At 41.3% G+C, this 16,651-nt stretch carries 13 protein-coding genes and 1 pseudogene; all 14 read left to right on the forward strand.

Annotated elements, in window-relative coordinates:
- Positions 1-6: 6 nt before the first annotated feature.
- Positions 7-765, forward strand: a complete 759-nt coding sequence (locus K339_RS0108930) for a PepSY domain-containing protein (protein WP_028523297.1) — start codon at positions 7-9, stop codon at positions 763-765.
- Positions 766-769: 4 nt separating this feature from the next.
- The gene (locus K339_RS0108935; RefSeq protein WP_028523298.1) at positions 770-2,815 is read left to right on the forward strand and encodes a copper-translocating P-type ATPase; all 2,046 of its coding nucleotides are present in this window, start codon (positions 770-772) and stop codon (positions 2,813-2,815) included.
- A 53-nt stretch (positions 2,816-2,868) separates the two neighbouring features.
- The gene (locus tag K339_RS0108940; RefSeq protein ID WP_028523299.1) at positions 2,869-3,189 is read left to right on the forward strand and encodes a hypothetical protein; all 321 of its coding nucleotides are present in this window, start codon (positions 2,869-2,871) and stop codon (positions 3,187-3,189) included.
- A gap of 24 nt (positions 3,190-3,213) precedes the next feature.
- A complete protein-coding gene (locus K339_RS0108945; protein WP_028523300.1) occupies positions 3,214-3,636 on the forward strand; it encodes an EamA family transporter in 423 nt (140 codons plus the stop codon).
- An 18-nt stretch (positions 3,637-3,654) separates the two neighbouring features.
- On the forward strand, positions 3,655-6,069 hold the full coding sequence (locus K339_RS0108950; RefSeq protein ID WP_084332154.1) for a TonB-dependent receptor: 2,415 nt from the start codon (positions 3,655-3,657) through the stop codon (positions 6,067-6,069).
- Positions 6,070-6,488: 419 nt separating this feature from the next.
- On the forward strand, positions 6,489-6,830 hold the full coding sequence (locus K339_RS0108955; protein ID WP_028523302.1) for an ArsR/SmtB family transcription factor: 342 nt from the start codon (positions 6,489-6,491) through the stop codon (positions 6,828-6,830).
- A 27-nt stretch (positions 6,831-6,857) separates the two neighbouring features.
- Positions 6,858-7,631 (forward strand): metallophosphoesterase family protein, encoded by a 774-nt coding sequence (locus K339_RS0108960; protein WP_028523303.1) that lies wholly within the window; start codon positions 6,858-6,860, stop codon positions 7,629-7,631.
- Positions 7,632-7,643: 12 nt separating this feature from the next.
- Positions 7,644-8,345 (forward strand): low molecular weight phosphatase family protein, encoded by a 702-nt coding sequence (locus tag K339_RS0108965; RefSeq protein WP_028523304.1) that lies wholly within the window; start codon positions 7,644-7,646, stop codon positions 8,343-8,345.
- A 21-nt stretch (positions 8,346-8,366) separates the two neighbouring features.
- On the forward strand, positions 8,367-9,395 hold the full coding sequence (gene arsB / locus K339_RS0108970) for an ACR3 family arsenite efflux transporter (RefSeq protein WP_028523305.1): 1,029 nt from the start codon (positions 8,367-8,369) through the stop codon (positions 9,393-9,395).
- 238 nt (positions 9,396-9,633) lie between these two features.
- Positions 9,634-9,954, forward strand: coding sequence for a DUF6660 family protein (locus tag K339_RS36620; RefSeq protein ID WP_229598718.1), 321 nt, complete (start codon positions 9,634-9,636; stop codon positions 9,952-9,954).
- Between the two features lie 106 nt (positions 9,955-10,060).
- Complete coding sequence (locus K339_RS0108980; RefSeq protein WP_028523306.1) at positions 10,061-14,401, forward strand: CusA/CzcA family heavy metal efflux RND transporter; 4,341 nt, start codon at positions 10,061-10,063, stop codon at positions 14,399-14,401.
- An 11-nt stretch (positions 14,402-14,412) separates the two neighbouring features.
- Positions 14,413-15,660, forward strand: coding sequence for an efflux RND transporter periplasmic adaptor subunit (locus K339_RS0108985; protein WP_028523307.1), 1,248 nt, complete (start codon positions 14,413-14,415; stop codon positions 15,658-15,660).
- A gap of 43 nt (positions 15,661-15,703) precedes the next feature.
- Positions 15,704-16,327, forward strand: a complete 624-nt coding sequence (locus K339_RS0108990) for a hypothetical protein (protein WP_028523308.1) — start codon at positions 15,704-15,706, stop codon at positions 16,325-16,327.
- 13 nt (positions 16,328-16,340) lie between these two features.
- Positions 16,341-16,651 (forward strand): annotated as a pseudogene (locus K339_RS0108995) (heavy metal translocating P-type ATPase); the annotation flags it as partial.

Below are 16,651 nucleotides of genomic sequence, written 5' to 3' on the forward strand. Positions count from 1 at the left end.
TTATAAATGGCTAAACGTAAACACTACTACGTACGGAAATCTCACAGGTATTTAGGTCTATTCTTAGGAATTCAATTCTTATTTTGGACACTGGGCGGACTATATTTCAGTTGGTCAGATTTGGATGATGTCCATGGTGACCATCAAAAAGTTCATATCCATCCCATTGGGGCCAATGTTCAATTAGCTCCGCTGTCTGATGTTTTGCAAAAACTCAAAATAAAGGATACAGTCAATTTTATTTTCGATACCCGCTTGATTCAGGTTTTGAGCGAACCCGTCTATCAAATCACCTACTCCAAAGAACATGACCGAGGCAAAAAAATACAATTAGCCAATGCCGTTTCGGGCGAACTAAGACCTGCTTTGAGCCGAACCGAAGCTACCCAAGTGGCTCAAAGCAGTTTTTCTGATGAGGCAAAAGTAAAGTCTGTGGAGTATCTGACCACTACCAATGGACATCACGAGTATCGAAAAGAACCCTTACCTGCCTACGCTATCACTTTTGATCACCCCTCTAATACAACAGTCTATGTAAGCACCCAATTAGGCACTGTCCAGAAATTTAGAAACAACAAATGGCGGGTTTTCGATGTTTTGTGGATGCTCCATACGATGGACTACCAAACCCGTGACCACTTTGGCAATTGGATATTAAGAACCTTTTCTGTTTTAGGACTTGTAACGGTCTTTTCGGGATTTTGGTTGTTTTGGTTAAGTCGTAAAAAGAAGATAGTAAGTCCCTCACCTCTTTCAAAACGCTGACAATATGGAACATCAACATCATCACTCGACCAATGATAAGCCTGAAAACCTCACGGGTCATCACGAACATAGTAGTAACGCCGGGCATGAGAGTAATCCGAAACATGGCGAAATGGGACATAACCATTCAGCCATGATTGAAGATTTTAAACAGCGGTTCTACGTAAGTTTAGGATTGACAATCCCGATTTTGGTGCTGTCTGACATGATTCAACATTGGTTGGGTTTTGAATTAGATTTCGTGGGAAGAAAATACCTGCTCTTGGCACTCTCGTCGGTTTTGTTTGGGTATGGTGGCAAACCTTTTTTAGAAGGGTGTATGGATGAACTCAAAAGCCATCGTCCTGGCATGATGACCCTCATTGCCATGGCCATTACCATTGCTTTTGTGTATAGCGTAGCCACTGTTTTCGGCTTTCAGGGCATGGATTTCTTTTGGGAGTTAGCCACGCTGATTGTGATTATGTTATTGGGACATTGGCTCGAAATGCGTTCCGTGGCAAATGCTTCCAAAGCTCTCGAACTTCTCATTCAAATGATTCCTGCCGAAGCCCACGTGATACACGGGGAAATGATACACGATATGCCTTTGAAAGAAGTAAAACCAGACTTTCAGATTTTGGTACGCCCAGGCGAAAAGATTCCCGTGGACGGTACGGTTTTGAAAGGAGAAAGTTACCTCAACGAGTCCATGCTTACGGGTGAATCCGCCCCTGTCCTCAAACAAGCGGGAGCAAAAGTAATCGCAGGAGCCTTGAACGGAAACGGTGCACTCGAAATAAAGGTAGAACAAACGGGCGAAGGAACTTACCTTGCTAAGGTGATCCAAATGGTGCAAGATGCCCAAAACACCAAGTCAAACACGCAAAGGCTGGCAGATCGTGCTGCCTTTTGGCTCACCATAGTTGCCTTAGTAATGGGTTTTGGTACGTTGACAGCATGGCTTATTATGGGGCAATCGTGGGCGTATGCCGTGGAGCGTATGGTAACGGTCATGGTTATTTCCTGCCCTCATGCTTTGGGTTTGGCAATTCCGCTGGTAGTAGCTATCTCTACCTCCCTTGCGGCCAAAAATGGGTTATTGATTCGTAACCGCACCGCCTTTGAAAATGCCCGAAAGATTTCGATGCTTATTTTTGATAAAACAGGAACGCTCACCACGGGTATTTTTGGAGTCACTCGTATAAGTAGTTTTCTGTCTAATCTTACCAAAAACGACCTTTTGGCGTTGGCAGCAGCGTTGGAACAAAACTCAGAGCATCCCATTGCTACGGGTATCATTGCCGAAGCAAAAGCCCAAAAAGTATCCATCCCAAATGTAGAGGATTTTCAGGCAATTACAGGAAAAGGTGTTTCGGGAAAAGTGAATCAAAAAAATGTATGGGTTGTAAGCCCAGGTTATTTGAGAGAAAACAACCTTAATATTCCAGAAGGGGCAGTCGCTGACGCTTCCGAAACGGTCGTTTTTGTGTTGATTGACAACCAATTAGCTGGCTTTATTTCCCTTGCTGACCAAATCAGGGAATCATCCGCCGAGGCTATCCAAATCTTAAAAAAGCAAGGCATAAAAACGTTCATGCTGACAGGCGACAATCAAAAAGTAGCCGAAACCGTCAGCCAAAAATTAGGCATGACAGGCTACATGGCCGAAGTGTTGCCCCATCAAAAGTTAGAAAAAATAAAAGAACAACAGCAAAAAGGCGAATTTGTAGCCATGACTGGCGACGGGGTGAACGATGCCCCTGCCCTCGCCCAAGCCGACGTAGGTATCGCCATTGGTTCAGGTACAGATGTAGCCGCCGAAACAGCCGATATCATTTTGGTAAACAGCGACCCGAAAGATGTAGCTTCTCTGATTCAATTTGGACGTGCTACACACCAAAAAATGATTCAAAACTTAATTTGGGCTACCGCCTACAACGCCATTACATTACCCTTAGCCACGGGTTTTATACCAGGAATAATTATCTCACCCGCCATCGGTGCTGTGTTTATGAGTTTGAGTACAATTATTGTGGCTATCAATGCGCAGACGTTGAGGTTTAAGTAGATGACTTGGACTGTAACATTGTATCGTCATTTAACTTTAAAATAACCATTAAGATGAAAAGTACCTGCATTTTGGCTGCTATTACCGCAGCAACTGCCTTCGGCGTTAATGCCCAGAAAATCAATGCCAGCAAAGTATCCCAAACCATTAAGCCTTCGTTTGTTAAAGCATATCTTCGTGTCACTTTGGTAAATGACAATGAAGCCTCTATTAAGAACAACCGCAAGGGGCTTTCGGTGGTGTTTGATACCAAAGGCATCGAGCAAGAAGTAGAAGCCGAAATCAAAAAAGGTGGCAAGACTTACTATGAAGCCCAAGTGGGTAGTAAAGACCTCTACTTTGACGCCAGTGGAAAGGCTGTTTCTAAGATTTAACAGCGTTTTGATAGTTGTTTAATTATGCAAACTTGGATTATTTACGCCATTCTTTCAATGATATTTGCGGGCTTTACGTCGGTGCTTGCCAAGTATGGATTGAAAAACATTCACCCTGATTTGGGTTTAGGCATCCGAACCACCGTTATCTTTTTTCTGATTACCCTCATCAATGTAGTAGGCAGCAAGTACAAAGATTTTGGGTTACTTACCCAAAAGCAATGGCTTCTACTTGTTGCATCGGGTATTACCACCACCGTTAGTTGGGTGTTTTACTACCGAGCCATGAAAGATGGGTTGGTGTCGTATGTGGCGGCTATTGACAAAGCCAGCATTATCATTACCCTTTTGCTCTCCTTCTTTTTGTTGAAAGAGCCAATGACTCCCAAAGTTTTAATCGGTGCAGGACTGATTTTTGTGGGAATGATTGTGTTAATTTGGAAATGAATATTGTTTCCCAAACGCATGAAACCATTATTACTCTTACTTTTCCTTTGTCCTCTATACCTTGTAGCCCAAACTCCCTTGTTGATAAAAGGAAAAGTTAGGGATAAAGCCAACGCTACACCCTTAGCTTTTGCGACCGTATCGCTGCACGACGCAAACAAAAAGCTATTGGTGGGAACGTTGAGTGATGAAAAAGGGGCTTATGAGCTAAAATCAACCCAACAGTTACCTGTTTTTTTGAGAATCCAATACGTTGGTTATCAAAGTATTGACTCTTTAATAATGATGGATAAAAGCAACACTTTGGTTGTTTTAGACTTTGAGTTAAGGTCACTCACCACCCAATTAGCCGACGTAGTAGTAAGTGCCGAAAAAGCAGCTAATAGCGTAAAGATTGATAGACAAACCTTCAACGTCAGTAAGCTGGGCAATACTGTAACGGGTACGGGTTTAGACGTACTGCAACGATTACCTTCGGTAACTATCAACACCGAGGGGCAAATTTTGATGCGAGGCAACGCCGAATTTTTAGTAACCATCAATGGCAAGTTCACCAATCAATCACCTGCCGATGTATTGGCGCAACTACCCGCCAATTTAATCGAAAGTATTGAGGTATTATCTTTACCATCAGCCAGTTATGATGCCGAAGGCAAAGCAGGCATCATCAATATTATCACCAAAAAGAATGTGACAAATAGCTGGTTTTTGGGAGCTAACATCAATTTGAGCAACATCAACCCTGAGCGGCATGGAGCCGATTTAACCTTTCAAAAAAATACAGCAAAATGGCAGACATTTGTAAGTGCCAATTATCGCCGATATGACATCAATGGCTATCGAAACGGAGAAGTCAGAACCTTATTTAAGGATACCCTCACTCGTTCGGCTTGGTACGGCGAACGCCCCCTCATGGAATGGATTTATGGCATCAGAGGTGGAACTACCTACATGCCTAATAAGACATTTGTGATTGCTACGAATGCCTATTATGGTTACCGACAAAACGACCGTATCGCCAATATGCACTATCAAGAGTTTTCGCTCACGAAACCTACCAACCTCTATCAAAACATTAACACTTCGCCCGACCGATTTTTTTATAACCAAAACTTGTTCAGCCGTAAAGCACAATTCTTTACCGCCGCAACAGACCTTGTGAAAACCTTTGATAACAAACACAGACTTTCACTGACTGCCATTTATGAAAACTCCGTGTTAGGTGGGCCTATGCGAAACCGAGATGATGATGAAACCACTGGCAAACTAACCCTCCAACAACGTTCAGAAGAAAAAAGTCCCCTGCAAGCATGGCGTTTACAAGCTGACTATTTAATACCACTGAAAAAAAACACATCGCTCGAAATGGGTTATCAGTGGCGCAACGTAAATCACAAAGGCGTTTTTGATTTTGAACAACTCAACCTTTCGAGCCAAGTATGGGAAGTAAGTAAAGCATTTACAGATGAACTCAGCCTAAATCAAACTGTTCATGCGGGATATGTTCAGGTAAACGGTCAATATCAAAAACTACAATATAAAGCTGGTCTTCGTGCCGAACAAATGAGTCGAAGTTTGACACACAAACTTGGACAAAGACCCTACGAACTCAATCAACTCAACTTCTTCCCATCGGTGCAGGGCCTTTGGAGCATTAGTGACGATAAAGAGTTGAAGCTAAGTTATTCTAAAAGGATAGACCGACCCACCACAAAGGCCCTATCACCATTTTTGAATCGTCGCCATTCAGAATCCATCGAATTGGGCGACCCAAATCTGTTACCCGAAATCACCGACAATGTTGAATTAGGCTATGTAAAGCGATTCAAAAATCTAAGCCTTACACTGACAGCCTATCATAGTCGAGTTGCTAATAAAGTGTTTAGAATCAATGAAAGTTACAATCGGATTACGTTATTACGAATTTACACCAATGCGGGTAATACCAATTCGACGGGTGTTGAGTTTACGACCGACTGGCAGCTTACCAAATGGTGGCGGTGGTATCTATCGGGCAACTCGTACTACCTCAACATTAGCCAAATCCGAAATGCCGAAACCCAAACAACACAAAGTTTAAATTTTAATCTCAACGGCAATATGGCATTTAAGCTCAGTTCCAAACTCCGTTTGCAATGGGATGGCATGTATGTGTCCAGAACCGTAACGGCACAAGGCGAAGACAGTAATTTGTTTTTGTCAAATATTGGCCTCAAATACATACACAGCAAAAAACTCACGCTTGATGTGTTATGCCAAAATATATTTGACTCTAACCGCCAAACCATAACCACCCGAAGTAATACATTTTACAATTCGACCGAATACATCAAATATGACCGCATCGTACAGTTGGGCCTTAGCTATCGCCTCAACGATAGTGGCAAGAACACCAAAACTCTCAAAACAGAGTATGGCGAGAAAGACTTTTAGCGGTGTTGCATTTGCAAATGAACGCATTGCTTTTTTGATATTATTTTGCTGAAATAGCCAATGACTCCCGAAGTCTTAGTCGGTGCAGGACTGATTTTTGTTGGAATGATTGTGTTGATTTGGAAATAATCGTTTCTTGACATTATTAGAAGCGTATTTACAAAGAGAAATTAACGAACAATAAACACATCATTCTTTGTTTTTCGCATAGATTCCCCTTTCAATTTAGTCGATAAACATACTGAACCAGTCTGTCCATGTGAAATACCCACAATATGATTTTTAGGGAAAACGAAAAATATACTAACCTGATTATCAACCCATAATCACTTGCTATTACAGAATATTAGGTATTATATGTTAAAAAAGTGTATTAAAAATATATTCATCGTATATTTGCGATATAAAATAAGAAACGCATGGCAATCAACCGAAAAATGGAGTTTGCGGCTGACGAAATCGCCTTGGCCGATTTGGCAAAAGCAATTTCGCACCCCGCTCGCATTGCAATTTTAAAAATTCTTGCTCGACAAAAAAGCTGCATCTGTGGCGAAATTGTTGAAGGCTTGCCGCTCGCCCAAGCTACTGTTTCTCAGCACCTTAAAGAGCTGAAAAGTATTGGACTCATCAAAGGAACTATCGAAGGAAAAACTTCCTGTTACTGCATTGATTGGGACGTATTTAACCAATTTATTAGCCACTTTGGTGTATTTGCTGAATTAGCTCAAAACGCATCTGTTCAGTCACAATCTTGTTGTTAAGTTTATCAAACACTATATTTTAAATCAATGAAAATTGCCTTATTCTCCGACATTCACGCCAATCTACCTGCCTTAGAAGCATTTTTTCAGGATGTGGACAGCCGTCAGCCCGATGCCATTTATTGCCTTGGCGATTTGGTAGGCTACAACATTTGGCCAAACGAGGTGGCCAATGCAATTCGTAAACGCAACATTCCAACCATTGCAGGAAATTATGACTTTGGCATTGGACGTATGAGCAAAGACTGTGGTTGCGCTTACAAAACCGACCACGAAAAATCTAACGGGAATGTGTCTATTTCTTTTACCAACGAAATAATGAATGATGAAGAAAGACAATACCTACGCACTCTTCCTGCTCATATCAAGGTAGAGTTTCAACTTAACGAAGACAAACTCAATCTTCTGTTGGTACATGGCAGTCCTCGAAAAATAAACGAATACCTGTTTGAGGATAGAGAAGAAAAAAGTTTGCTCAGAATCATGCGTGATGCCGACGCCGATGTTATGTGTTTTGGACATACCCATAAGCCTTACCACAGAACCTTAGCCGAAACATCAGAAGATAAAACAAGGTATCGCCACGCCATTAATATTGGCTCGGTAGGCAAACCCAAAGACGGCGACCCAAGAGGCTGTTATGTAATGCTTTACATCAACGATAACAGTAGCATTCTTTATCCCGAAAGTATTCAAGTGGAGTTTATTCGGTTTGAATATGACGTAGAAAAAGCAGCCAAAGCCGTGGAAGACAGCCCATTACCGAACGAATATGCTGATAATTTAAGAAAAGCATTTTAAAACCTCCAACTTATGAAACTCCTACATTTATTGACATCCCTCTTCTTACTAACCACCACAATTTCTTTTGGCAATGACCCTAACAAAAAAGTAGTGTTGAATGAGTCTTTGCAAACCTACATTAGTACCATTAAAAAAGACTTTGTCAAAATTCCCAAAGACCGTAAAAAAGAGTTAGACAAAATTGCCCTTTTTGTACAAAACAAAGTAAAATCGGGTGAGCAAGCCCAACTAACGTATATCTGCACGCACAATTCTCGTCGTAGTCATTTTGGGCAAATTTGGGCAGCTACTGCTGCTGCTTATTACGGGATTCCGAATGTCAAAACGTATTCGGGAGGGACAGAATCAACCGCCTTCAACGAAAGAGCCGTAGCTACCTGCAAAAGGGCAGGGTTTGAAGTCTCTAAAATCTCGGAAGATAGAAACCCGATTTACGAAGTAAAATACGCTGCTGATGCAGAACCACTAAAAGCATTCTCCAAAAAATACGACGACAAGAGCAACCCTCAAAGTGGCTTTTGTGCTATTATGACCTGCTCGCAAGCAGACGAAGCGTGCCCACTTGTGAAAGGTGCAACGAGACGGATAGCGATTCCTTACGATGACCCCAAAGCGTTTGACGGTACGCCCGAAGAAACCGCCAAATATGATGAACGTTGCAAGCAAATCGCCACCGAGACCTTGTATATCTTCTCAAAAGTAAAAATATAAGTTTGACTAATACGTGTTAAAATGCAACCTAAAAAACTCTCATTTTTAGACAATTACCTTACACTTTGGATATTCTTAGCGATGCTACTCGGCATAGGAATCGGTTACTTTTCCCCAGAATCCGAAGCATTTATCAATCATTTCAATGTTGGTACGACCAACGTTCCACTAGCTATTGGGTTAATTTTGATGATGTACCCGCCCTTGGCAAAAGTACGCTACGAAGAACTTCCGAAGGTGTTTACCAACACCAAAATTTTGATGCTGTCGTTGGTTCAAAACTGGATTATTGGGCCGCTACTGATGTTTGGGTTGGCAGTTGTTTTCTTGCCCGATAAGCCCGAATACATGACAGGTTTGATTATGATTGGTATTGCTCGTTGTATTGCGATGGTGATTGTTTGGAACGACCTCGCCAACGGCGACCGCCTCTATGCAGCAGGGTTGGTAGCTTTCAACAGCATTTTTCAAGTCCTGTTTTATTCGGTGTATGCGTGGGTTTTTATCACGGTCTTGCCGCCGTTGTTTGGTCTGAAAGGCTACGAAGTCCACATTACGATTAGCCAAGTAGCTCAGAGTGTGTTTATTTATCTGGGTATTCCTTTTTTGCTCGGCATTATTTCCCGTTATGGCCTTACGGCACTGAAAGGCCGAGAATGGTTTGAGCAAGTGTATTTGCCCAAAATCAGCCCGATTACGCTCATCGCTTTGCTGCTCACTATCGTGGTCATGTTTAGCTTGAAAGGGCAATTGATTGTGCAGATTCCGTTGGATGTAGTTCGGATTGCGATTCCACTTACGTTCTATTTTGGCATCATGTTTTTGTCGGCTTTTTATCTTTCTAAAAAAGCAGGTGCCAACTACGCCAAATCTACTTCCTTGGCTTTCACGGCTGCGGGTAACAACTTTGAGTTGGGCATTGCCGTAGCGATTGCCGTTTTTGGTATCAACTCAGGGGCCGCTTTTGCTGCCGTTGTTGGGCCATTGATTGAAGTACCCGTTTTGATATTATTCGTGAATTATGCCCTCAAACAAACTCACAAATTTTAACCATGATTGCTAACCTTTACCAATCATGCACATTATCACCAAAGTCTTCACCGGTACCCTCAAAGAGATTATAACCTACGATACTCGTTGTCAGCACATTGCGAAGGTGACGAAATTGGTGTTTGAGAGGGTAAGTTGGTCAAGAGTCAAAAGGAAATTTTAGAAAAAATAGCACTATACTATTTTCTATTTACAACCTGAAACCCTGTTGCACAATATTTTAACTTATATTTGCCGTGTGAAAATTTTAGCTGTCATATTCTCCATGTATCTACTTGTGCTGTCAGGTCTGCCTTGCAGCGATGATGCCTGTCATGGAGTGAATAATGGAAAAGCATCATCTTCTAAAACCAATCAGACTGACCATCACGGAGACACAAAATCTTGTACTCCTTTCTGTACTTGTTGTGGCTCAATCATTTCACTTGGTTTTCATTCTCCTGTATCAGTTCCTGACAATCAAACTTCCTTTTTTACCCAAAAAGTAAAAATCGCTTTCTACAACGATTCTTTCTTTTCCAATTTCTACGGAAATATCTGGCAACCGCCCAAAATCTAATTTTAAAATTCTTATTGCCATTTCTTCATGTTGATAGCTACCTATCAGCATGGATTATTGTTTGTGGCACTCGTGGAAGAATTTCTCAAAATTAGATTCAAAAGAAATGTTAGATAAAATCATTCAATTTTCGATAAAAAATAAGTTTATCGTAGGCTTATTTACGATGGCACTGGTATTGGTGGGTATTTACAACCTCAGCCGACTGCCGATTGATGCGCTGCCTGATATTACCAATAATCAAGTTCAGGTTATTACGAATGCCCCCACCTTAGCTACGCAAGAGGTGGAACAGTTCATTACCTATCCCATCGAGCAAACGATGAAAACCGTTCCACGCATCGTAGAAATGCGTTCGCTTAGTCGCTTTGGGCTAAGTGTAATTACCTTAGTTTTTGAGGAAAGTGTGGACATTTATTGGGCAAGAACTCAAATCAGTGAAAAACTAAAAGAGGCCGAAAGGCAAATTCCAAAAGGCGTAGGCACACCCGAATTGGCACCCATCAGTACGGGTTTAGGCGAAATTTACCAATATGTGATTTATGCTAAAAAAGGCTTTGAAAATCAGTATAGTGCTTCCAAACTACGAAGTATTCAAGACTGGATTGTAAAACCTCAATTATTAGGAACGCCAGGTATTGCCGAAGTTACCACCTTAGGCGGTAGTCTCAAACAATACGAAATTGCAGTTGAGCCTGACCGCCTAAAAAGCATGAACATTACCATTACTGATGTTTTTGATGCACTCGAAAAAAACAACGAAAATACAGGTGGTGCTTACATAGACAAGCAACCCTATGTCTATTTTATCAGGGCATTGGGAATGGTAAAATCTATTCCTGATATTGAAAAAATAGTAGTAAAAAACAACGATGGTATTCCAGTTTTAATTCGGGATGTGGCAAAAGTTCAGGAAGGTTCAGCGTTGCGGTATGGCGCAGTTACCAAAGATGGCAAAGGAGAGGTAGTAGGTGGGATGGTATTAATGCTCAAAGGCGAAAACTCCTCTGCCATTGTGAATCGCACCAAAGAAAAAGTCGAACAAATCCGAAAATCATTGCCCGAAGGTATTGCCTTAGAGCCCTTTATTGACCGCACCAAATTAGTAAATAATGCCATTGGAACGGTTCAGACAAATCTTCTCGAAGGAGCGTTAATTGTCATTTTTGTCTTGGTTTTATTGCTTGGCAACTGGCGTGCAGGTTTGGTGGTAGCCTCAGTGATACCCTTGGCACTGCTTTTTGCCGTCATTATGATGAATCTCTTTGGCGTAAGTGGCAACCTGATGAGTTTAGGAGCAATAGATTTTGGATTGATTGTAGATGGAGCCGTCATTATTGTGGAGGCTGTCATTCATCGGCTACACCTGAATAAAGAAGGGAGATTAACTCCCCAACAGATGGATGAGGAAGTTTTTGGTGCATCAAGTAAAATTAGGAGTAGCGCAGCTTTTGGCGAAATCATCATCCTAATCGTTTATTTACCCATTTTAGCGTTGGTTGGCACCGAGGGAAAGATGTTTAAGCCCATGGCTCAAACGGTTACGTTTGCTATTTTGGGGGCTTTTATCCTGTCGCTCACCTACGTTCCGATGGCTTCGGCTCTGTTTTTGAGCAAAACGATTAGTCATAAAAAGAACATTTCTGATAAAATCATTGATACGATCTACCGTTTCTACCAACCAGTATTGGACAAAGCCCTGCAAATGAAGGCTTTAATTTTGGGTATCTCGGTCGCTATGTTTTTGGTTGCTTTGTTCGTTTTTAGCAGGATGGGGGGTGAATTTATCCCAACCTTAGAAGAAGGCGATTATGCTATTAATTTTCGGAATGCTAACGGCAGTTCGTTGAGTATGAGTATTGAGACATCAACGAAATTAGAGAAAATTCTTAAAGCAAAATTCCCCGAAGTGGTGGAAGTTGTTACAAAAATTGGTTCAGCCGAAATTCCAACCGACCCAATGCCCATCGAATCGGCTGATATGATTATCATTCTCAAACCTAAAAAAGAATGGACAACAACCGAAGATTTCTACGAATTGGCAGATTTGATGAAAGAAGAATTGGAGCAAATTCCTGGGGTAGGCTTTGAGGTGTCACAACCCATACAAATGCGTTTTAATGAGTTAATGACGGGCGTTAGAAGCGACATTGCCATTAAGATTTTTGGGGAAGATTTAGAAAAATTGGCTGCTACCTCTACGAATGCCATTGGCTTAATTGGAGGCATAGAAGGGGTAGCCGATATAAAAGACGAACGAATAACAGGAATGCCCCAAATCACAGTGCGGTATAATCCTGACAAATTGGCTTTATATGGATTGAATGTAGGTGACTTAAACAAAGTTATCAGAACGGGTTTTGCTGGCGAAGTTACTGGCAAAGTGTATGAAGGTGAAAGACGATACGAATTGGTGGTGCGATTGGAGAAAGATTTTCGTCAAGATATTTCTAACGTAAAAAGCATTTTTGTGAGCCTGCCCAATGGCAATCAGATTCCATTGGAACAAGTAGCGGAGGTAAATATTGAGCAAGGGCCTGCCCAAATCAGCAGAGAAAATGGCAGAAGAAGAATCGTAATTGGGTTGAATGTTCGTGGTCGTGATGTCAAAAGTGTGGTAAACGAAATTCAGGCGAAATTAGACACTAAACTTAAACTTCCCGAAGGTTATTACGTAACCTACGGCGGACAATTCGAGAATTTAGTAGAAGCCAACAAACGCCTTTCGGTGGCCGTACCCGTGGCGTTACTCCTAATCTTTGTATTGCTTTTCTTCACTTTCAACTCGGTTAAGCAATCTTTATTGATTTTTACAGCCATTCCGCTTTCAGCGATTGGTGGCGTGTTTGCGCTTTGGTTGCGTGGAATGCCATTTAGTATTTCGGCAGGAATTGGCTTTATTGCCTTGTTTGGGGTAGCGGTTTTGAACGGAATTGTGCTGATTGGTTATTTCAATCAACTCAAAGTCGAAGGTTGGGACGATGTGCTGGAAAGGATTAAAGAAGGCACAAAAGTACGGTTACGTCCTGTTGTGATGACGGCTGCGGTGGCTTCAATGGGTTTTTTGCCTATGGCATTAAGTAACGGGTCTGGGGCAGAAGTTCAAAAACCATTGGCAACGGTCGTCATTGGAGGCTTATTAACGGCCTCTTTACTTACACTTATCGTTTTGCCGATTTTGTATTTATTACTTGAAAAAGGGATAAAAGCCCCTAAAAAAATAAATATTTCATCGGTTATAATCTTAATTGGATTATTTCTGGGCGGAAATGTGCAGGCTCAGACTTCTCTCAATCTCCAACAAGCCATTGAGTTGGGTACTAAAAACAATGGCCTTGTACAAGCCAGTGAGTTAGCTGTCAAATTACAAAATCAGTTAAAACCTACGGCGGTCGAATTGCCCAAAACCAATATTAACGCCATGCTTGGGCAATATAATACCCGCAGTTTCGATCAAAATTTTAGCATTTCACAAGGATTTAGCCCTTTTCTATTTCAAGCTAAACGAGGTTTAATCAATGAGTACATCAAAGGTAGCGAACTGAAATTGTTGGCTACCAAATATGACATTGCCTTTCAGATACGACAATCTTGGAATACCATTTTGTATCTGACTGCCTTGAATCAATTACTTCAAAAGCAAGATGAATATTTACAAACATTCGTCAAAGCAGCAAACCTCAAATTCAAAACGGGGGAGAGTAATTTATTGGAAAAAACCACTGCCGAAACCAAACAACAGGAGTTGGTGCAAATCAGAAATCAAAATGAAGGCTTGATTTTGAGTGAAAAAATCAAATTGAAAAGTATTTTGAATCTGAATACCGATTTTACGCTTGTCGAAAATGAGTTTTTACCCTCAAAACTCCTCAGTAGCGATTCGACGCTTCTCAATCAAAACCCGATGCTACAAATGGCATTGCAACAAATTGAAATAGCATCGGCAAGTAATAAAGTAGAGAAAGCCTTGCGAAAACCTGATTTTTCGGCGGGCTATTTTCTGCAATCGCTCACAGGAAGTCAGCAAGTTGGTGACAAAGCGGTTTATTACAATGGTCTGCCTCGCTTTCACGGACTAACGTTGGGCATAGGTGTCCCGATTTTCGGAGGGGCATCCAAAGCACGAATCAAAGCATCAGAAACGGATATTCAGATCCAACAAAAAAATGCTGAATACCTTAAAAATCAGCTCAATAGTCAGCTTTTGCAGCAAATTCAAGACCAAAGGGTTAATCAGTCTCTGCTTGATTATTATATCCAAACGGCTTTGCCCAATGCTGAAATCATCACCAAAAATGCTACAAAAGCCTATCAGAGTGGCGAAGCGGGTTATGTGGAATACCTGCAAGGATTAGAAACGGTGTTGAGTATTCAACGCAATTATTTGCAAGCCATTCATAATCTGAACCAGAACCTCATCAATATTCAGTATTTGTTGAACAACTAAATTTTGAAACCATGCAATTTCACATAAAAAATATTTTCTCCCTAAGCACGGCTTTTGCCTTTTGCTTTTTTCTTCTTTCCTCTTGTAATAAAAAAGTAGAAACCACCCAAGCCGAAGAACATCACGATGATGCAAAAGGAGTGGTAGAACTTACACCAGCGCAAGTAAAAGCAGCGCAAATTATCTTCGGAAATTTTGAAAAGAAAAACCTGAGTGAAGTAATCACGACCAACGGTTATACCCAACTGCCTCCCCAAAATCAAGCGGATGTGTCGGTTTTTATGGGGGGAATCGTCAAAACAATTGCCGTGATTGAGGGGCAGTATGTAAAGAAAGGACAATCCCTTGCCACTTTTCAGAGTATGGAGTTTAATAACCTCCGCCTTGAAAAAGCAAAATTGACGGAGGAGTTGCAACAAGCCAAAGTCAACAAAGAGTTTTTAGATTTAGATTTTGCCCGACAAAAAGAATTGAGTGATGAAAACGTCACGGCTAAAAAAACGTTTCAAAAAGTTAGCTCAGAACTTGATTTGGTGAATAACAAAATAAAAATAACCCAACAACAAATCGAGATTTTAGAGCAAAACCTACTCCTTAGCGGTAATGGCAACTCTAACACGATTGTGATTACTGCCCCAATTTCTGGACATATCACCGCCATCAATGTAAAAATAGGAAGTAACATTTCGGCTAATACTTCCTTATTTTCAATTGTAGATAATTCAGAAATGTACGTTGAATTATTGGTTTACGAAAAAGATCTCTTTAAAATAAAAGTTGGGCAAAGTTTACGCTTTGTACTCACTAATCAGGGCAATAAAGAGATTATCGGCAATATTTTTAGCATTGGGAAAGCCTTTCAGAAACAAACCAAATCGGTGGCCGTTCGTGCTAACATTAACAATAAGACGATTGGTTTAATACCCGGCATGTATGTCAATGCCTTGATTGATATTGGCAATAGTGATGTGAATACGCTGCCAGTCGAAGCTATTGTAAAAGCAGAGGGCAAAGAGTTTATCTTTATTAATGAAGCCGAAGAAGAGCATGAACATAGTACAAGTGAGAAAGTGCATGAAGAAGATACAGGTGTTCATTTTAAGCGAATTGAGGTAAAAACAGGTATCACTCAATTAGGGTATGTTCAGGTTACACCCTTGGAACAAATTCCAGCGGGTGCAAAAATCGTTACAAAGGGGGCTTATTATCTACAATCGTCCATTGCTAACGCTGAGGGTGGTGATGAGCATGGGCATTGAGTAACCCCTATTGGTCGCCTCTTTTATTAAATTCATCAAATAAATGAACCAAATCCTTTTCGGCTCATTGATACTGAGCATTTTACACGCACTAATTCCCAGCCACTGGTTGCCCTTTGTTACAATCGGCAAAACGGAACGATGGACAGAAATGCGCACACTCACCGTTACGGCATTGGCAGGTCTTGCCCACACGATTAGCACCACTATCTTGGGACTAATTGTAGGCTTGGCTGGCTACGAATTAGCCGAAAAATACCATGAACTTGCTGAAAGCGTGATTCCCGCCGTATTGTTAATGCTGGGCTTATGGTATCTAATGCAACACCTACGGCATCAACATGCCCACGAACACATTGATACCCAAAAACAAAAAGGAAAATCATTCAAAGGTCTTCTGTTTTCGCTTTGTATCGGTATGTTTCTGTCGCCTTGTATGGAAATCAACGCTTATTTCCTGAGTGCAGGGGCATTGGGCTGGCAAGCGTTGGGTTTGGTAACACTTATCTATAATGTAGTCACACTCGCAGGAATGCTTATGATGGTCTGGGTAGCAGGGCATGGCCTTCGGCTCATCAATGCCCACTGGTTTGAGCATAACGAAAACCTCATTACGGGACTGACACTCATTGGATTAGCATTTTTTAATTTCTTCATCGAATTCTAACTGATTATTTTTCATGGAAAAGAAAGTGCAAAAGCATAAAAATCATACAACAGATGATTGCTGCGACAAGCCGATAGAAGTACAAATGCCAGCACATAGCGATAATGACGGACACGACCACAAGGAAGAATCAGGTGAAGAAAGCCTGTTGAAAAGCCGTTGGCGACTGTGGTTGAGTTTGACAATTCTGTTGGGGTTTGTCGCCATTACGCAACTTTTTAAGGTGGAGGTTTCTAAGCCAATTGAAATTGGTTTGATGGGAATCGCTTATCTATTAGCAGGCTACAACACCCTCGAACGAGCTTTTCGATCGTTGCGGCGGGG

Origin of the sequence: Runella limosa DSM 17973, assembly GCF_000482465.1 — a bacterium.
GTDB lineage: Bacteria > Bacteroidota > Bacteroidia > Cytophagales > Spirosomataceae > Runella > Runella limosa.